This window comes from Pseudomonas sp. I8001, from assembly GCF_013385345.1.
GTDB lineage: Bacteria > Pseudomonadota > Gammaproteobacteria > Pseudomonadales > Pseudomonadaceae > Aquipseudomonas.
Genome location: NZ_JACAQC010000011.1, coordinates 42826 through 61020 on the forward strand (window position 1 = coordinate 42826; position 18195 = coordinate 61020).

Genomic DNA, 18195 nt, shown 5'->3' on the forward strand with positions numbered 1-18195 from the left:
TGGTCGATCTTAAGAGGCGGGTGATTTATTTCCGGCGCTTGACCTGTAAACTCGCGAGCTTTGGCTCTGTGCTTGTTGCAGGCGCGGAGTATCGCATATGTGGGCCGTTTGTTCGCCTGCTCTTTATCTATAGGCAAAAACTCTTTCAATGAATCTGCTCAAATCGTTGGCCGCTGTCAGCTCTATCACTATGATTTCCCGGGTTCTGGGGTTTGTGCGTGACACGCTGCTGGCACGTATTTTTGGCGCCAGCATGGCCACGGATGCCTTCTTCATTGCCTTTAAACTGCCCAACCTGCTGCGGCGGATCTTCGCCGAGGGGGCTTTTTCCCAGGCATTCGTGCCGATTCTGGCGGAGTACAAGGCCCAGCAAGGCGAGGAGGCGACCCGCACCTTCATTGCCTATGTTTCGGGTTTGCTGACGTTGGTGCTGACGCTGGTGACGATCGCCGGGATGCTCGCCGCGCCCTGGGTGATCTGGGCCACGGCCCCCGGTTTTGCCAATACACCGGAAAAATTCGCCCTGACCACTGATCTGTTGCGGGTGACCTTTCCTTATATATTGCTGATTTCCCTGTCGTCCCTGGCCGGGGCGATCCTCAATACCTGGAACCGTTTCTCGGTGCCGGCCTTCGTGCCGACCCTGCTTAACGTCAGCATGATTATTTTTGCGCTGTTCCTGACACCGTATTTCGATCCGCCTGTGATGGCCCTCGGCTGGGCGGTCCTGGCTGGTGGCCTGGCACAACTGCTGTACCAGCTGCCGCACCTGAAGAAAATCGGCATGCTCGTGCTGCCGCGTTTGAATCTCAAGGACACCGGCGTCTGGCGGGTGATGCGCAACATGCTGCCGGCCATCCTCGGGGTTTCCGTCAGCCAGATTTCCCTGATCATCAACACCGCCTTCGCCTCGCTGCTAGTCTCGGGTTCGGTGTCGTGGATGTACTACGCCGACCGTCTGATGGAATTGCCGTCCGGCGTGCTCGGCGTGGCACTCGGCACCATCCTGCTGCCAACGCTGTCGCGTACCTATGCCAGCAAAGACCGCCACGAATATTCGCGGATTCTCGACTGGGGCCTGCGCCTGTGCTTCGTGCTGGTGCTGCCGTGTGCCGTGGCCCTGGGGTTGCTCGCCGAGCCACTGACGGTCGCGCTGTTCCAGTACGGCCAGTTCACTGCGTTTGACGCCTCGATGACCCAGCGTGCGCTGATCGCCTATTCCGTTGGGCTGCTGGGCATTATCGTGATCAAGGTGCTGGCTCCCGGCTTTTATGCTCAACAAAACATCCGTACCCCGGTAAAGATCGCGATCTTCACCCTGGTGGTTACCCAGCTGCTTAACCTGGCGTTCATCGGTCCGCTGAAGCATGCCGGGCTGGCGCTGGCGATCAGTGTGGGGGCCTGCATCAACGCCGGGCTGCTGTTTTATCAGCTGCGTAAACAGAAAATGTTCCAGCCTCAGGCGGGCTGGGGCTCGTTTGCGCTCAAGTTGGTGGTGGCGGTGGGGACGATGGCCGCGGTACTGCTGGGCCTGATGCACTTCATGCCGGCCTGGGAGCAGGGCCATATGCTCGAGCGCTTCATGCGCCTGGGAGCGTTGGTGGCGGCTGGTGTGCTGGTGTACTTCGGCATGTTGCTGCTGATGGGCTTCCGCTTGCGGGATTTCAATCGCAAGTCGCTGAGCTAGAGACTTTTCGTCGATAAGACGGTTGTTTTATCGATTCGCGCAAATGGCCTGCGCTGTTGCCTGTCGTCCGGGGCCGGGTGTGGTTATAATCGACCACTTTATGAGCAAGAAGCGCGTTATGCAGCTGGTTCGAGGTCTCCACAACCTGCGCCCCCAGCATCGGGGCTGCGTCGCCACTATTGGCAACTTTGACGGTGTTCACCGTGGCCACCAGGCTATCCTGGCCCGCCTGCGTGAGCGTGCGGTTGAGTTGGGCGTGCCCAGCTGCGTGGTGATTTTTGAACCACAGCCGCGCGAATTCTTTACCCCGCAGACGGCGCCGGCGCGTCTGGCCCGCCTGCGGGACAAGCTGCAACTGCTGGCTGAAGAAGGTGTGGACCGCGTCCTCTGCCTGGCTTTCAACCAGCGCTTGCGCAGCCTCAGCGCCGCCGAGTTCGTCGACCGTATCCTGGTGGACGGCCTCGGCGTGCAGCATCTGGAGGTCGGCGACGACTTCCGTTTCGGTTGCGACCGGGTAGGGGATTTCGATTTCCTGCAGCAGGCCGGCGTCACCCAGGGTTTTACCGTCGAAGCCGCGCAAACCGTCGAACTGGACGGCCTGCGCGTGAGCAGTACCCAGGTGCGTAACGCCCTGGCCGCTGCCGACTTCGCCTTGGCCGAGCGTTTGCTCGGTCGCCCGTTCCGGATTGCCGGGCGGGTGCTGCACGGCCAGAAGCTGGCGCGCCAACTGGGTACGCCAACCGCCAACGTGCAGCTCAAGCGCCGTCGTGTGCCACTGACCGGGGTTTACCTGGTGAGTGTCGACATCGACGGCCAATCGTGGCCCGGAGTCGCCAACATAGGCGTCAGGCCCACGGTTGCAGGTGATGGCAAAGCCCACCTGGAAGTTCACCTTTTGGATTTTGCCGGTGATTTGTATGACCGGCGTTTGACGGTGGCTTTCCACCAAAAGCTGCGTGAAGAGCAGCGTTTCGCCTCCCTGGAGGCGTTGAAAACGGCGATCAATGCGGATGTCGCCGCCGCCCGTGCACTAGCCGCACCTAGCGCCCATCGCTAATGAAGAGCCTTAAATGACCGACTATAAAGCCACGCTAAACCTTCCGGACACCGCCTTCCCAATGAAGGCCGGCCTGCCACAGCGCGAACCGCAGATCCTGCAGCGCTGGGACAGTATTGGCCTGTACGGAAAGTTGCGCGAGATTGGCAAGGATCGTCCGAAATTCGTCCTGCACGACGGCCCTCCTTATGCCAACGGCACGATTCACATCGGTCATGCGCTGAACAAGATTCTCAAGGACATGATCATCCGCTCGAAAACCCTTTCGGGTTTCGACGCGCCTTATGTCCCGGGCTGGGACTGCCACGGCCTGCCGATCGAACACAAGGTCGAAGTGACCTACGGCAAGAACCTGGGCGCGGATAAAACCCGCGAACTGTGCCGTGCCTACGCCACCGAGCAGATCGAAGGGCAGAAGTCCGAATTCATCCGCCTGGGTGTGTTGGGCGACTGGGCCAACCCGTACAAGACCATGAACTTCAAGAACGAGGCCGGTGAAATCCGCGCCTTGGCCGAAATCGTCAAGGGCGGTTTCGTGTTCAAGGGCCTCAAGCCCGTGAACTGGTGCTTCGATTGCGGCTCGGCCCTGGCTGAAGCCGAAGTCGAGTACGAAGACAAGAAGTCCTCGACCATCGACGTGGCCTTCCCGATCGCCGACGAAGCCAAACTGGCGCAAGCCTTCGGCCTGGCGAGCCTGGCCAAGCCAGCCTCCATCGTGATCTGGACCACCACCCCGTGGACCATCCCGGCCAACCAGGCGCTGAACGTGCACCCGGAATTCACCTACGCCCTGGTGGACGTCGGTGACAAACTGCTGGTGCTGGCTGAAGAGCTGGTGGAGGCGTGCCTGGCCCGCTACAACCTGCAAGGCTCGGTGATCGCGACCACTACCGGGTCCGCGCTGGAACTGATCAACTTCCGTCACCCGTTCTACGACCGCCTGTCGCCAATCTACCTGGCCGAGTACGTTGAACTGGGCGCCGGCACCGGCGTGGTTCACTGCTCGCCTGCCTATGGCGTAGACGACTTCGTGATCTGCAAGCAGTACGGCCTGGTCAACGACGACATCATCAATCCCGTGCAAAGCAACGGCGTGTACGTGCCGTCCCTGGAATTCTTCGGTGGCCAGTTCATCTTCAAGGCCAACCCGGCGATCGTCGACAAGCTGGCGGAAGTCGGTGCGCTGCTGCACACCGAAACCATCACCCACAGCTACATGCACTGCTGGCGTCACAAGACCCCGCTGATCTACCGCGCCACTGCGCAGTGGTTTATCGGCATGGACAAAGAGCCTACCCGCGGCGAAACCCTGCGCAAGCGTGCGATCAAGGCGATCGAAGACACCAAGTTCGTTCCGGCCTGGGGCCAGGCGCGCCTGCACTCGATGATCGCCAACCGTCCGGACTGGTGCATCTCCCGCCAGCGCAACTGGGGCGTGCCGATTCCGTTCTTCCTGAACAAGGAAAGCGGCGAGTTGCACCCACGTACCGTCGAGCTGATGGAAGAGGTTGCCCAGCGCGTTGAACAAGAGGGCATCGAAGCCTGGTTCAAGCTGGACGCCGCCGAGTTGCTGGGCGACGAAGCGCCGCTGTACGACAAGATCAGCGACACCCTCGACGTCTGGTTCGACTCGGGTACCACCCACTGGCACGTACTGCGCGGCTCGCACCCGATGGGCCACGAGACCGGCCCGCGTGCCGACCTGTACCTGGAAGGTTCGGACCAACACCGTGGCTGGTTCCACTCCTCGTTGCTGACCGGTTGCGCGATCGACGATCACGCCCCGTACCGCGAGCTGCTGACCCACGGTTTCACCGTCGACGAGAACGGTCGCAAGATGTCCAAGTCCCTGGGCAACGTGATCGCGCCGCAAAAGGTCAACGACACCCTGGGCGCCGACATCATGCGCCTGTGGGTTGCCTCTACCGATTACTCGGGCGAGATGGCCGTTTCCGAGCAGATCCTGCAGCGCAGCGCCGATGCCTACCGCCGGATCCGTAATACCGCACGCTTCATGCTGTCGAACCTGACCGGTTTCAACCCGGCCACCGACATCCTGCCGGCCGAGGAAATGCTCGCCCTGGACCGTTGGGCCGTGGACCGTACCCTGTTGCTGCAGCGCGAGCTGCAAGAGCACTACGGCGAATACCGCTTCTGGAACGTCTACTCGAAGATCCACAACTTCTGCGTACAGGAGCTGGGTGGTTTCTACCTCGACATCATCAAGGACCGCCAGTACACCACCGGCGCCAACAGCAAGGCCCGCCGTTCGGCGCAGACCGCGCTGTACCACATCTCTGAAGCGCTGGTGCGCTGGATCGCCCCGATCCTGGCATTCACCGCCGACGAACTGTGGGAATACCTGCCGGGCGAGCGGAACGAGTCCGTGATGCTCAACACCTGGTACGAAGGCCTGACCGAATTGCCGGCCGACTTCGAGCTGGGCCGCGAGTACTGGGAAGGCGTAATGGCCGTCAAGGTTGCCGTGAACAAGGAGCTGGAAGTGCAGCGCGCGGCGAAGGCCGTTGGCGGTAACCTGCAGGCCGAGGTCACGCTGTTTGCCGAGGAAGGCCTGACCGCTGACCTGGCCAAGCTGAGCAACGAACTGCGCTTCGTCCTGATCACCTCGACCGCCAGCCTGGCGCCGTTTGCCCAGGCGCCTGCAGATGCCGTCGCGACCGAAGTCCCGGGTCTCAAGCTCAAGGTGGTCAAGTCCTCCTTCGCCAAGTGCGCCCGTTGCTGGCACTGCCGTGAAGATGTCGGCGTGAACCCTGAGCATCCGGAAATCTGCGGTCGCTGTGTCGACAACATCTCTGGCGCTGGCGAGGTTCGTCACTATGCCTGAAGCCAGTCGTTTTGGACGCCTGGGCTTGCTCGTGTTGAGCGTGCTGGTGCTGGTCATTGACCAGCTCAGCAAGGCTCACTTCGAAGGCGCCCTGGAGATGTACCAGCAGATCGTGGTGATTCCCGACTACTTCAGCTGGACCCTGGCCTACAACACCGGCGCTGCGTTCAGCTTCCTGGCTGACAGCTCCGGCTGGCAGCGCTGGCTGTTTGCCCTGATCGCCGTGGTGGTCAGTGCCGTGCTGGTAGTCTGGCTCAAGCGCCTGGGGCGTAACGACACCTGGCTGGCCGTTGCGTTGGCGCTGGTGCTGGGTGGCGCATTGGGCAACCTCTACGACCGCATTGCCCTGGGCCATGTGATCGACTTTATTCTGGTGCATTGGCAGAACCGCTGGTACTTCCCGGCGTTCAACTTTGCCGACAGCGCCATCACCGTCGGTGCAATCATGCTGGCGTTGGATATGTTCAAAAGCAAGAAAACCGGAGAGACCGTTCATGACTGAACAGGTATTGGCTGAGCAACGCATTGGCCAGAACACGGAAGTCACCTTGCATTTCGCATTGCGCCTGGAGAATGGCGACACGGTCGACAGCACGTTCGACAAGGCCCCGGCGACCTTCAAGGTCGGCGACGGCAACCTGCTGCCGGGTTTCGAAGCGGCACTGTTCGGTTTCAAGGCCGGCGACAAGCGCAACCTGCAGATCCTGCCGGAAAACGCCTTTGGCCAGCCCAACCCGCAAAACGTGCAGATCATCCCGCGTTCGCAGTTCCAGGACATGGAGCTGTCGGAAGGCTTGCTGGTGATCTTCAACGATGCGGCGAATACCGAGCTGCCGGGTGTGGTGAAAGCCTTTGATGACGCGCAAGTGACCATCGACTTCAACCACCCGTTGGCCGGGAAAACCTTGACCTTTGATGTTGAAATCATCGACGTTAAAGCGCTGTAACTAACGAAATCGGCCTACTGCAGGGGCGAGCTTGTTGGGGCTGCTTCGCAGCCCAGCGGGAGCAAGCGCCCTCGCCACACAAGCTCGATCCTACAGGGCAAGACACGAGGCACAGCATGCAAATCAAACTCGCCAACCCCCGTGGCTTCTGCGCCGGCGTGGACCGGGCGATTGAAATCGTCAACCGCGCCCTGGAAGTTTTCGGGCCGCCGATTTACGTGCGCCATGAAGTCGTCCACAACAAGTTTGTGGTCGAAGACCTGCGCAGCCGCGGGGCCATCTTCGTTGAAGAACTGGACCAGGTGCCGGACGACGTTATCGTCATCTTCAGCGCTCACGGCGTTTCCCAGGCGGTACGCACCGAAGCAGCAGGCCGTGGCCTGAAAGTGTTCGACGCCACCTGCCCGCTGGTGACCAAGGTGCACATCGAGGTCGCGCGCTACAGCCGTGATGGTCGTGAATGCATCCTGATCGGCCACGCCGGTCACCCGGAAGTCGAAGGCACCATGGGCCAGTACGATGGCAGCAATGGTGGTGCGATCTACCTGGTGGAAGACGAAAAAGACGTCGCTGCATTGCAGGTGCACAACCCTGAAAAGCTGGCTTTCGTTACCCAGACCACCTTGTCCATGGACGACACCAGCCGCGTCATCGATGCCTTGCGCTCGCGCTTCCCGGCCATCGGCGGTCCACGCAAGGATGACATCTGCTACGCCACCCAGAACCGCCAGGATGCGGTCAAGCAATTGGCCGACGAATGCGATGTTGTGCTGGTGGTGGGGAGCCCCAACAGCTCCAACTCCAACCGCCTGCGCGAACTGGCCGAGCGCATGGCCACCCCGGCCTACCTGATCGATGGTGCCGAAGACATGCAGCGCAGCTGGTTCGACGGTGTCGAACGCATTGGCATCACTGCCGGAGCCTCGGCCCCGGAAGTCCTGGTGCGTGGCGTTATTCAGCAACTGCAGGCCTGGGGCGCCACGGGCGCTGATGAACTGGCTGGCCGTGAAGAGAACATCACTTTCTCCATGCCCAAGGAGCTGCGGGTTCGTTCGCTGCTCTGAGGCCCGGAGTACCGGCATAGCCCCGGCACAAAGCCTGCTCGGTCTTGTTACTGCGCAGGCTGATACGCCCGCTGGCGGCCAGCACTATTTGATACAGGCTCAGTTGCTGGTCCGTCGCACACACGTGGACGGTGCCGGCGCTGAATGCCCCTGCTGACAGCAGCGGTTCACCCAGGCTGCTGAAGCGTATCTGGGTTCTCACCGGCGTATTCCCCACAATCGGTATCTGCCCACTGTCCTGGCGCTCCAGCAGCACCGGGTTTTTGTCGTCCAGATGGCCGCGACCGTTCAGGTCCAGTATCACCCTCCAACCCCGGCTCCAGTCATCGTCCAATGCATGGATAACCACCGTGCGATTGCGTGCGATGGCTTCTGTGCGGGCATAACGCAGTCCGCCGGCAAGGGATTCGGCGGCGCTCTGGCGTCGTTGCGACTCGAGCAGCCCCTTGAGGCTCGGCACTGCCAGATTGGCCAGGATGCCGCTCAGGAACAGGCCCAGAACCAGCTCAATCAGCGAGAAACCTCGTTGTTTCATGTGCCGTCCCTCCGTGGACGCGGTGTGCTTTTTCGGTCGGTGCCGGATGGCAGACATAGTTATAGCGTCCAGTCCGGCGGGTCGAATGGTGGCCATTCTGTCCAAAGTATTTCGCTTTGTTCCGGGGGGCAGCGCCCAGGCAATACCGGCGCTAGTCTTGCGTCGCACAGCAGGTTTGCGCTGCTTTCTGATGACCTTCGACATGGATGGCGATGGTAATGAACGCTTTTCCCGTAACGCCCCACCCGCAACCGACCCAGGCCGGAATGACCCTGATCGAGGTCCTAGTATCTGTGCTGATCCTCGCTGTCGGCCTGCTAGGGGCGGCAGTCATTCAGCTCAATGCATTGAAATACACCGACAGTTCCAGGATGACCAGTCAGGCCAGTTTCATTGCCTACGACATGCTCGACCGGATCCGCGCCAATTCGGGTGCTGATTACTCCTGGGGCCAGGGTGAACGCGCGCCCTCCAGCACCTCGGTCGCGAGTGTGCGTGATCTGGACCTGCACGACTTTGAAGCGAATATCGTCGGGTTCGCCGGGGAAAGCGCCAAGGGGTCGGTTGCGGTCAATCAGCGAGAGGTGACCATCAGCATCAGTTGGGACGACTCCCGTGGAGCGAAGGCTCAAGGCACCCGGGAAACGTTCACCCTGACCAGCCGGGTTGCAGTCGACCCGAGGGTGTTGCCATGAGAGGTCCAGTGTGCGGTTTCAGCCTGGTGGAGATGCTGCTGGCATTGGCCCTCGGCCTGATGTTGATCCTGGGGGTGACCCAGATTGCACTCAGCTCCCGAACCACTTATGCCAGCCAGAGTGCGGCTTCGCTGTTGCAGGATGATGCACGGTTCGCCCTTGGCAAGCTGATACAGGAAATACGCCAGGCGGGCATGTTTGGCTGCTTGTCCGCTGCATCAATCAGCAACGCTCCCGCAGGTTTTGATCGTCCCATTGGATGGAGTACCACCGGCAGTTCCCGGTCCCTGACGCTGGTGACCGCCGACGTCGGGGAGGGTGGCAGCAAGCCGGACTGGACGGTGCTTTCCGATTGCACCGGCTCTGCCCACGCCTATGTTGGAAGCCCGCCGGCAGCGACGCCCGGGCAAATCCACTTCCCACTGCGCAAGCTGACCTACACCTTTGAGGGCGGGCAGCTGAAGTTCAGCACGCTGGCGGCCCCGAGCAAAGCGGTGCTGGTGGATAACGTGGGGGCATTCGATATCAGTTTCGGCGTGGCCGAGAAGCCAGGCTCAACGGTTGTCAGCCGATATGACCCCAACCCCGGCGATGAGTCGCTCATCCGCAGCGTGCGGATTCTGCTGACACTTCAGGATCCAAATGGGTTGGTGAAAGACCAGGCCTACAGCGTGGTCGCGGCACTACGTAATCGCCTGGAGTAGCGTGCCCATGGGTTATTACCTCTCTCGTTCGAGGCAGGCAGGCATGGTTTTGCTGATCAGCCTGGTATTCCTGCTGCTGTTGGCACTCCTCGGAGTGTCTTCGATGCAGGGAGCAATCTCGCAAGAAAAAATTACCGGCAGCCTTCGGCAGCGCAACCAGTCGTTTCAGCAGGCCGAAAGCGGCCTCAGGCTTGGCGAGTCTTTGGTGCAGGCGTCAGGTTTCGCCCTGCGCCCTTGCCACTCGACGGCCGCGTGCGCGCCACCTGCCGAATCGGTTTCGGTAGTGGGGCCGGGGACGAATCCCGTATCGACTGTGACCTGGATAGGGATGAAAGATGGCGTCTACGGTATTCAAAATCTGGGGCCGGGAACGGGTTTGGCTCAACTCCCGGCAGAGGCCCAGGCCACGGTCTATCGCGTGACATCAGTGGGCGTCAGTGGGCACTCACGCTCCGTCCTGGAGTCTGTGTATGCCCGTGTGGGCAGCGGGCCCGGCGAGCGTTTTCGACGAATCATGTGGCGACAACTTCAATAGGTGAGCAGCACGATGGGCAAGGATTGCACAGGCTTCACCCTGATCGAATTACTGATCGCCGTGGCGATCGTCGGACTCCTGGCGGGCGTCGCCTATCCCGGGTATCTCAGCCATATGAAAAAGGTCTATCGCGCGGAAATTGCCGGGTTGCTGAGTGAGCAGGCACAGTACCTTGAGCGCTATTACGCGAGGAACGGCACTTTTATTGATGCAACTGGCGTCATCGCCGGCAATGATCGCTATAGAATCACCCCTGCATTGAACCCTCAGGATTTCGTTCTGCTTGCCACGCCGGCAATTGACTCGGTGATGGCGGGCGATCCCTGTGCCGCCTTCAGCCTGAGCAGTACCGGTGCGCGAAGCAATCCGGGAGCCGCGCCTGATATGACGCGCAAGGCGTGCTGGGGGCAATGATGAGGAAGCTGGACGATTGGGCGCCGGGCGTGCCTTTTTCTTTTTATCGGCTGGATCGAACAATGGCTAAGCAACAGCAAGTAGTGGTTGTGGGTGGTGGGGTAATCGGGTTGTTGACGGCGTTCAACCTGGCGACCCAAGGGCAAGCGGTTGTGTTGCTGGATCGTTCGGCGGTCGGTCAGGAGTCTTCCTGGGCCGGCGGCGGCATTGTCTCCCCGCTCTACCCGTGGCGCTACAGCCCGGCCGTGACGGCCCTGGCGCACTGGTCCCAGGATTTTTACCCGCAACTGGCAGAGCGTCTGTTCGCGGCTACTGGCATTGACCCGGAAGTTCACACCACCGGCCTGTATTGGCTGGACCTGGATGATGAAACCGAGGCGCTTGCCTGGGCAGCCCGCGAAGGGCGCCCGCTGAGCAAGGTGGATGTTTCAGCTGCCCATGACGCTGTGCCGGTGCTGGGTGCCGGGTTTTCCCAGGCGATCTATATGGCGGATGTGGCCAATGTGCGTAATCCGCGGTTGGTCAAATCCCTCAAGGCGGCCTTGTTGGCCCTGCCGGGCGTGACGATTCACGAGCAGTGTGCGGTTGATGGGTTTATTCAGCAGGGCGGCAAGGTTGTTGGGGTGAATACGGCGCTCGGGCCGATCCATGGCGATCAGGTAGTGCTGGCCGCCGGCGCCTGGAGCGGTGAGTTGCTGGGCCGCCTGGGGCTTGAGTTGCCCGTGGAGCCGGTCAAGGGGCAGATGATCTTGTACAAGTGTGCGTCGGACTTCTTGTCGTGCATGGTCCTGGCCAAGGGGCGTTATGCGATTCCCCGGCGGGATGGGCACATTCTGATTGGTAGCACGCTGGAGCACGAGGGGTTCGACAAGACGCCCACCGACTCTGCACTGGAAAGCCTGAAAGCCTCTGCCGTCGAGTTGATTCCGGCCCTGGCCGATGCCGAAGTGGTGGGGCATTGGGCCGGTTTGCGGCCCGGCTCGCCGGAGGGCATTCCGTATATTGGCAAGGTGCCAGGTTTCGACGGGCTGTGGCTCAACTGCGGGCATTACCGCAATGGCCTGGTGCTGGCGCCGGCGTCCTGCCAACTGTTTGCCGATTTGTTGCTGGGACATGAGCCGATCATTGATCCGGCCCCGTATGCGCCGGCAGGCCGAATCAACGCTGGATAGATTTCGGCCCTTGCTCCAGATGCGCCTGGGTGCAATACCATTCCTGGCGCAGGCTCAAGGCTCGATCCTGTGGCAGGTGAAGGCCACAGTGGGCGCAACGAACCATCTGGATCGGGCCCTGTTCGCTGGGCCGCTGCTGTTTGGCGGCCGGACTTTTGAATTTGCGCCAAAACCATACCGCGGCAGCAATAACGGCGATCCAGAACAGTAGACGAACCATGGTGGGCAGCTTCTCGACAAGGAATCCCGCAGTTTAGCCAAGGACGTGATGGGCGCACAGCGCAATTATGCAGCGCAATAAAAAAGGGAGCTCCGAAGAGCTCCCTTTTTGCATCGCGGCGAACAATCAGTCAAAGATACCGAAAGTCATGTAGCTGAACCACGAGCGATCTTCGTTGTTGCCCAGGGCTTGAGGCCCTTGCTCTTCGATGATGTCGCCGTTTTCGTCACGCGGCTTGAGGTCCGATGGAATCGAATCCTTGGCGTCCTGGTATTGCTTGATGATGTCCTGGTTGGCGCGGGTTTCGCCCGGCGGCAGCGGTGGACGGGACTCGATCAGGCCCAGGGTGTACTTGCTCAACCACGAGCGGTTGTCGGCTTCGGCAACCTGCGGTACGAACTGGCCGTCCTTCAGGCTTGGGTGGTCCGGGTAGTTGAGCTTCAGGGTTTCCAGGCTGGTGGCCGCCAGGGCGTCCAGGTGCAGGCGCTGGTAAGCCTCGGTCATCACGGCCAGGCCGTCACCCACCGATGGGGTTTCCTGGAAGTTTTCCACTACGTAACGGCCACGGTTGGCGGCAGCGACATACGCCTGGCGGGTCAGGTAGTAGTCGGCTACGTGGATCTCGTAGGAAGCCAGCAGGTTGCGCAGGTAGATCATGCGCTGCTTGGCGTCCGGCGCGTAGCGGCTGTTGGGGTAGCGGCTGGTGAGCTGGGCGAACTCGTTGTAGGAGTCGCGGGCAGCGCCCGGGTCACGCTTGGTCATGTCCAGCGGCAGGAAGCGCGCCAGCAGGCCAACGTCCTGGTCAAACGAGGTCAGGCCCTTGAGGTAGTAGGCGTAGTCCACGTTCGGGTGCTGAGGGTGCAGGCGGATAAAACGCTCGGCGGCGGACTTGGCAGCTTCCGGCTCGGCGTTCTTGTAGTTGGCGTAGATCAGCTCGAGCTGGGCCTGGTCGGCGTAACGCCCGAACGGATACCGCGACTCCAGTGCCTTCAGTTTTGCCGTGGCGCTGGTGTAGCTGTGGTTGTTCAGGTCGGTCTGAGCTTGTTGGTACAGCTCGACCTCGCTCAGGTTTTCGTCGACGACTTCCTTTGTTGACGAGCAAGCAGCAGTCATGGCGAGGATGGCGATCAGCAGCAGGTGTTTCACTTGCATGGCGGCTTGCGTCCCTATGACGGCCGCTGTCTTGGGCGGGGCCGTCCTGTTATGATGAGCGCCCCTTGGAAAGCCTCGGGGCAAAAGACGCCGTATTTAACCACAAGCGCGCAGCCGAAACCAAAGGCTGTGCCACGCCTAGTCTGAGCATGTCCGATAAAATTGAACTTCGCGCAGAGGTGCCGTCCGAATTGGGCGGCCAACGCCTCGATCAAGTCGCCGCACAATTATTCGCTGAGCACTCGCGCTCGCGCCTTTCCGCCTGGATCAAAGACGGCCGCCTGACTGTGGATGGAGCGGTTATCCGCCCGCGAGACATAGTCCATGGTGGTGCGATTCTTGAGCTGACTGCCGAGCAGGAAGCCCAGGGAGAATGGATCGCCCAGGACATTGAACTGGACATCGTCTATGAAGACGACGACATCCTGGTGATCAACAAACCTGCCGGCCTGGTGGTTCACCCGGCCGCCGGGCACGCTGATGGCACGCTGCTCAATGCCTTGTTGCACCACGTGCCGGACATCATCAATGTCCCGCGCTGCGGCATCGTGCACCGCCTGGACAAGGACACCACCGGCCTCATGGTGGTAGCCAAGACCATTCAGGCGCAGACGCAGCTGGTCACACAACTGCAGAGCCGCAGCGTCAGCCGGATCTACGAATGCATCGTGATCGGCGTGGTAACCGCCGGTGGCAAAATCAATGCCCCGATCGGCCGCCACGGCCAGCAGCGCCAGCGCATGGCGGTGATGGAAGGCGGCAAGCAAGCCGTCAGCCACTACCGCGTGCTTGAGCGTTTCCGCTCCCACACTCACGTGCGGGTAAAGCTGGAAACCGGTCGTACCCACCAGATTCGGGTGCACATGGCGCACATCAACTTCCCGTTGGTCGGAGATCCGGCCTACGGTGGCCGCTTCCGCATTCCGCCGGCGGCCAGTGCAACCATGGTTGATTCGCTGAAAACCTTCCCGCGCCAGGCGCTGCATGCACGCTTCCTGGAGCTGGATCATCCGACGAGCGGTAAACGGATGAGCTGGGAATCGCCACTCCCAGACGATTTTGTCTGGTTGTTGTCGCTGCTCAAGCAGGATCGCGAGGCGTTTATCGGATGAGTGACTGGCTGATTCCTGACTGGCCCGCGCCGGCCGGGGTGAAAGCCTGCGTTACCACCCGTGCGGGCGGCGTCAGCGTGGCGCCGTTCGACAGCCTAAATCTCGGCGATCATGTCGAGGACAGCCTCGATGCCGTGCTCGAAAATCGCCGTCGTCTCTGCGCTGCCTTCAATATCCAGCCCGCCTGGTTGCGCCAGGTTCACGGTGTGGTTGTCGTCGAGGCGGATCCCGGCCGGACTGCCGAAGCCGATGGCAGTTGGACCAGCACTCCCGGCATCGCCTGCACTTCGATGACGGCTGATTGCCTGCCTGCCTTGTTTTGCAATCGCGCCGGTACCCGCGTCGCGGCAGCCCATGCCGGCTGGCGTGGCCTGGCCGCTGGCGTATTGGAAGCGACCGTTGAAAGCCTGGATACCGAGCCTGCCGACGTACTGGTGTGGCTGGGGCCGGCCATCGGTCCGCAAGCCTTTGAAGTCGGCCCGGAAGTGCGTGAAACCTTTATGCAGCAACTTCCGGAAACGATTGAGGCGTTCGTGCCCAGTCAGAACCCGGGCAAGTTCATGGCCGACATTTATCAGCTGGCCCGCCTGCGGCTTGCCGCCCGCGGCGTCACTGCCGTGTACGGTGGCGGCTTGTGCACCGTGACGGATCCCCGCTTCTATTCCTACCGTCGCAGCCCGCGCACCGGTCGGTTTGCCTCCCTTGTCTGGCTTGAACGCTAGACTCCTTTGACTTGGGTCAATCCTGACGCAAGTCAGCGGTCGCCCGCTTGAATCTTCCAGAATCCACCCCATCTATAAGGGTATCTGGCAGGTTTCTTCATTCAGGATGTGTTTGTTCATAGCTCCGGCCTGCTCAAAAGGAAGGTGACTAATGCGTATTGATCGTTTAACCAGCAAATTGCAGTTGGCTTTATCCGATGCCCAATCTCTGGCGGTTGGCCTGGATCATTCGGCCATCGAGCCTGCGCACTTGATGCAAGCGCTCCTGGAGCAGCAAGGCGGTTCCATCAAACCCTTGCTGATGCAGGTGGGCTTCGACGTCAACAGCCTGCGCAAGGAGTTGAGCAAAGAGCTCGACCAACTGCCGAAAATCCAAAACCCGACTGGCGACGTGAACATGTCCCAGGATCTGGCGCGTCTGCTTAACCAGGCGGATCGACTGGCGCAGCAAAAGGGTGACCAGTTCATCTCCAGTGAAGTAGTGCTGCTCGCCGCGATGGACGACAACAGCAAACTCGGCAAGTTGTTGCTGGGCCAGGGCGTGAGCAAAAAAGCCCTGGAAAACGCCATCAACAACCTGCGCGGCGGCGAGGCGGTAAATGACCCTAACCACGAGGAGTCCCGCCAGGCCCTGGACAAATACACCGTCGACCTGACCAAGCGCGCCGAAGAAGGCAAGCTTGACCCGGTGATCGGCCGTGACGACGAAATTCGTCGCACCATCCAGGTCCTGCAGCGTCGCACCAAGAACAACCCGGTGCTGATCGGCGAACCTGGCGTGGGTAAAACCGCGATTGCCGAAGGCCTGGCCCAGCGCATCATCAATGGTGAAGTGCCGGACGGCCTTAAAGGCAAGCGCCTGCTGTCCCTGGACATGGGGTCGCTGATTGCCGGCGCCAAGTTCCGTGGCGAGTTCGAAGAGCGCCTCAAATCCCTGCTGAACGAACTGTCGAAGCAGGAAGGGCAGATCATTCTGTTTATCGACGAACTGCACACCATGGTCGGCGCCGGTAAAGGTGAAGGCTCGATGGATGCGGGCAACATGCTCAAGCCGGCACTGGCGCGGGGCGAGTTGCATTGCGTGGGTGCGACCACGCTGAACGAATACCGCCAGTACATCGAGAAGGACGCGGCCCTTGAGCGTCGCTTCCAGAAAGTATTGGTGGAAGAACCGAGCGAAGAAGACACCATCGCGATCCTGCGTGGTTTGAAAGAGCGGTATGAGGTCCACCATAAAGTCGCGATCACCGACGGTGCGATCATCGCGGCGGCGAAACTGAGCCATCGCTACATCACTGATCGGCAGTTGCCGGACAAGGCCATCGACTTGATCGACGAAGCGGCCAGCCGCATTCGGATGGAGATCGATTCGAAGCCCGAAGTGCTGGACCGTCTGGATCGGCGCCTGATTCAGCTGAAAGTTGAATCCCAGGCCCTGAAGAAAGAAGAAGACGAGCCGGCGAAGAAACGCCTGGAAAAACTTCAGGAAGAAATTGTTCGCCTGGAACGCGAGTATTCGGACCTCGAAGAAATCTGGACCTCGGAAAAAGCCGAAGTGCAGGGTTCTGCGCAGATCCAGCAAAAGATCGAGCAGTCCCGTCAGGAACTGGAAGCAGCCCGCCGTAAAGGCGACCTGAACCGCATGGCCGAGTTGCAGTACGGGGTGATCCCGGACCTGGAGCGTAGCCTGCAGATGGTCGACCAGCACGGCAAGCCCGAGAACCAGCTGCTGCGCAGTAAGGTGACCGAGGAAGAAATCGCCGAAGTCGTCTCGAAGTGGACCGGTATCCCGGTGTCGAAAATGCTCGAAGGCGAGCGCGACAAGCTGCTGAAGATGGAAAGCCTGTTGCACCAGCGCGTCATCGGCCAGGAAGAGGCGGTGGTCGCGGTGTCCAACGCGGTGCGGCGTTCGCGGGCCGGGTTGTCCGACCCGAACCGTCCGAGCGGCTCGTTCATGTTCCTCGGCCCGACCGGCGTGGGCAAGACCGAGTTGTGCAAGGCCCTGGCCGAATTCCTCTTCGATACCGAAGAGGCGATGGTGCGGATCGATATGTCCGAGTTCATGGAGAAACATTCCGTGGCTCGCCTGATCGGGGCGCCACCAGGCTATGTAGGGTACGAGGAAGGCGGTTACCTGACCGAAGCGGTACGGCGCAAGCCTTACTCGGTGATCCTCCTGGACGAGGTCGAGAAGGCCCACCCGGATGTGTTCAACGTGTTGCTGCAAGTGCTGGAAGATGGCCGCCTGACGGACAGTCACGGGCGTACCGTGGACTTCCGCAATACGGTGATCGTGATGACCTCCAACCTGGGCTCGGTACAGATTCAGGAGCTGGTGGGTGACCGTGAAGCCCAGCGTGCAGCGGTAATGGACGCGCTGACCAGCCACTTCCGGCCGGAGTTCATCAACCGGGTCGATGAAGTGGTGATCTTCGAGCCTCTGGCGCGGGATCAGATCGCGGGCATTACCGAGATCCAGTTGGGCCGCCTGCGCAGCCGTCTGGCGGAGCGCGAGTTGTCACTGGTGCTGAGCCGCGAGGCGTTGGACAAGCTGATCGCGGTTGGTTACGACCCGGTTTATGGCGCACGGCCGTTGAAACGTGCGATCCAGCGCTGGATCGAGAACCCGTTGGCGCAGCTGATCCTGTCGGGCAGCTTTATGCCGGGCACCAGCGTCGAGGCAACGGTGGAGAACGACGAAATCGTCTTCCACTAAGCCCAAGCGGTACTGCTATAAGAAGAGGCCCCGCATTGCGGGGCCTTTTTTTTCGATAGGGCGTTGAACTGTAAGGCAAAGGCTTGTAAAGTGCGCCCCGCAGCAACGTCAGCCCAACGGTTTCTTCTCCCCAAGGAGAAATCAGAAAGAAGCGCAAATCATTGTCTTAAAAGCAATTTAAAGGGTTGACAGGGGTTTTTAAGATTGTAGAATAGCGCGCCTCAGAGACACTAACGTAGCGATACGGAAGCGTCGAAGAGAAGGTAACATGCAACAACGTAACACTTTGAAATATGTAGTTCCGTGATAGCTCAGTCGGTAGAGCAAATGACTGTTAATCATTGGGTCCCAGGTTCGAGTCCTGGTCACGGAGCCAATTTCAAAACCGGGGTATAGCGCAGTCCGGTAGCGCGCCTGCTTTGGGAGCAGGATGTCAGGAGTTCGAATCCCCTTACCCCGACCATATTTGGGTCGTTAGCTCAGTTGGTAGAGCAGTTGGCTTTTAACCAATTGGTCGTAGGTTCGAATCCCACACGACCCACCATTTTTGAGACCAGTTAACGCTGGAATCGAATCTTAAGATCAGAGGCCAAAAGCGCTGATCGAAGAAGGCGACTG

Annotated in this window: 17 protein-coding genes and 3 tRNA genes; 17 read left to right on the forward strand and 3 right to left on the reverse strand. The window is 60.5% G+C overall.

The window, feature by feature from the left end:
• Positions 1-148: 148 nt before the first annotated feature.
• From murJ to ispH, 6 genes are all read left to right on the forward strand, one after another.
• Positions 149-1687 (forward strand): murein biosynthesis integral membrane protein MurJ, encoded by a 1539-nt coding sequence (gene murJ, locus HX839_RS11235; protein ID WP_008432837.1) that lies wholly within the window; start codon positions 149-151, stop codon positions 1685-1687.
• Positions 1688-1805: 118 nt separating this feature from the next.
• Complete coding sequence (ribF, locus tag HX839_RS11240) at positions 1806-2744, forward strand: bifunctional riboflavin kinase/FAD synthetase (RefSeq protein WP_003215874.1); 939 nt, start codon at positions 1806-1808, stop codon at positions 2742-2744.
• 13 nt (positions 2745-2757) lie between these two features.
• Positions 2758-5589: an isoleucine--tRNA ligase gene (gene ileS / locus HX839_RS11245; protein WP_087695246.1), complete on the forward strand. Its 2832-nt coding sequence runs from the start codon at positions 2758-2760 to the stop codon at positions 5587-5589.
• On the forward strand, positions 5582-6091 hold the full coding sequence (lspA, locus tag HX839_RS11250) for a signal peptidase II (protein ID WP_003215877.1): 510 nt from the start codon (positions 5582-5584) through the stop codon (positions 6089-6091). Before ileS ends, lspA begins: the two co-directional genes overlap by 8 nt.
• Before the next feature lie 7 nt (positions 6092-6098).
• On the forward strand, positions 6099-6536 hold the full coding sequence (gene fkpB, locus HX839_RS11255) for an FKBP-type peptidyl-prolyl cis-trans isomerase (protein ID WP_003215879.1): 438 nt from the start codon (positions 6099-6101) through the stop codon (positions 6534-6536).
• 116 nt (positions 6537-6652) lie between these two features.
• Positions 6653-7600 carry a 4-hydroxy-3-methylbut-2-enyl diphosphate reductase gene (ispH, locus tag HX839_RS11260; RefSeq protein WP_003215881.1) on the forward strand — a complete coding sequence of 316 codons (948 nt, stop codon included), beginning with the start codon at positions 6653-6655 and terminating at the stop codon, positions 7598-7600.
• Here ispH and HX839_RS11265 read toward each other — a convergent pair.
• Entirely contained in the window at positions 7554-8135 is a 582-nt protein-coding gene (locus tag HX839_RS11265; RefSeq protein ID WP_177067055.1) for a GspH/FimT family pseudopilin, read from the reverse strand. The two genes, ispH and HX839_RS11265, sit on opposite strands and share 47 nt — an antisense overlap.
• A 218-nt stretch (positions 8136-8353) precedes the next feature.
• On the opposite strand from HX839_RS11265, the gene pilV reads away from it, so the two are divergent.
• The 5 genes from pilV (at position 8354) to thiO (ending at position 11655) form a co-directional block, all read left to right on the forward strand.
• Complete coding sequence (pilV, locus tag HX839_RS11270) at positions 8354-8830, forward strand: type IV pilus modification protein PilV (protein WP_003215885.1); 477 nt, start codon at positions 8354-8356, stop codon at positions 8828-8830.
• Positions 8827-9534 carry a PilW family protein gene (locus HX839_RS11275; protein ID WP_134327338.1) on the forward strand — a complete coding sequence of 236 codons (708 nt, stop codon included), beginning with the start codon at positions 8827-8829 and terminating at the stop codon, positions 9532-9534. The genes pilV and HX839_RS11275 overlap by 4 nt, the downstream gene beginning before the upstream one ends.
• Positions 9535-9541: 7 nt before the next feature.
• Positions 9542-10069: a PilX N-terminal domain-containing pilus assembly protein gene (locus tag HX839_RS11280; protein WP_003215890.1), complete on the forward strand. Its 528-nt coding sequence runs from the start codon at positions 9542-9544 to the stop codon at positions 10067-10069.
• Between the two features lie 12 nt (positions 10070-10081).
• Entirely contained in the window at positions 10082-10483 is a 402-nt protein-coding gene (locus tag HX839_RS11285) for a type IV pilin protein (RefSeq protein WP_003215892.1), read from the forward strand.
• Between the two features lie 62 nt (positions 10484-10545).
• Positions 10546-11655: a glycine oxidase ThiO gene (thiO, locus tag HX839_RS11290; RefSeq protein ID WP_003215894.1), complete on the forward strand. Its 1110-nt coding sequence runs from the start codon at positions 10546-10548 to the stop codon at positions 11653-11655.
• Here thiO and HX839_RS11295 read toward each other — a convergent pair.
• Positions 11642-11875: a PP0621 family protein gene (locus HX839_RS11295; RefSeq protein ID WP_026078011.1), complete on the reverse strand. Its 234-nt coding sequence runs from the start codon at positions 11873-11875 to the stop codon at positions 11642-11644. The genes thiO and HX839_RS11295 overlap by 14 nt on opposite strands.
• A 126-nt stretch (positions 11876-12001) precedes the next feature.
• Positions 12002-13027, reverse strand: a complete 1026-nt coding sequence (locus HX839_RS11300; protein ID WP_102369923.1) for an outer membrane protein assembly factor BamD — start codon at positions 13025-13027, stop codon at positions 12002-12004.
• A 149-nt stretch (positions 13028-13176) separates the two neighbouring features.
• Between HX839_RS11300 and rluD the strand changes: the two genes are divergently transcribed.
• The 6 genes from rluD to HX839_RS11330 all read left to right on the forward strand — a co-directional run bounded on the left by rluD (position 13177) and on the right by HX839_RS11330 (position 18121).
• Positions 13177-14139, forward strand: a complete 963-nt coding sequence (gene rluD / locus HX839_RS11305; RefSeq protein ID WP_003215899.1) for a 23S rRNA pseudouridine(1911/1915/1917) synthase RluD — start codon at positions 13177-13179, stop codon at positions 14137-14139.
• On the forward strand, positions 14136-14861 hold the full coding sequence (pgeF, locus tag HX839_RS11310; RefSeq protein WP_177067056.1) for a peptidoglycan editing factor PgeF: 726 nt from the start codon (positions 14136-14138) through the stop codon (positions 14859-14861). The genes rluD and pgeF overlap by 4 nt, the downstream gene beginning before the upstream one ends.
• A gap of 151 nt (positions 14862-15012) precedes the next feature.
• The gene (gene clpB, locus HX839_RS11315) at positions 15013-17577 is read left to right on the forward strand and encodes an ATP-dependent chaperone ClpB (protein WP_177067057.1); all 2565 of its coding nucleotides are present in this window, start codon (positions 15013-15015) and stop codon (positions 17575-17577) included.
• A gap of 300 nt (positions 17578-17877) precedes the next feature.
• Positions 17878-17953, forward strand: a tRNA-Asn gene (locus HX839_RS11320).
• A gap of 10 nt (positions 17954-17963) precedes the next feature.
• Positions 17964-18040 (forward strand) — tRNA-Pro (locus HX839_RS11325).
• Between the two features lie 5 nt (positions 18041-18045).
• Positions 18046-18121, forward strand: a tRNA-Lys gene (locus tag HX839_RS11330).
• Positions 18122-18195 lie beyond the last annotated feature (74 nt).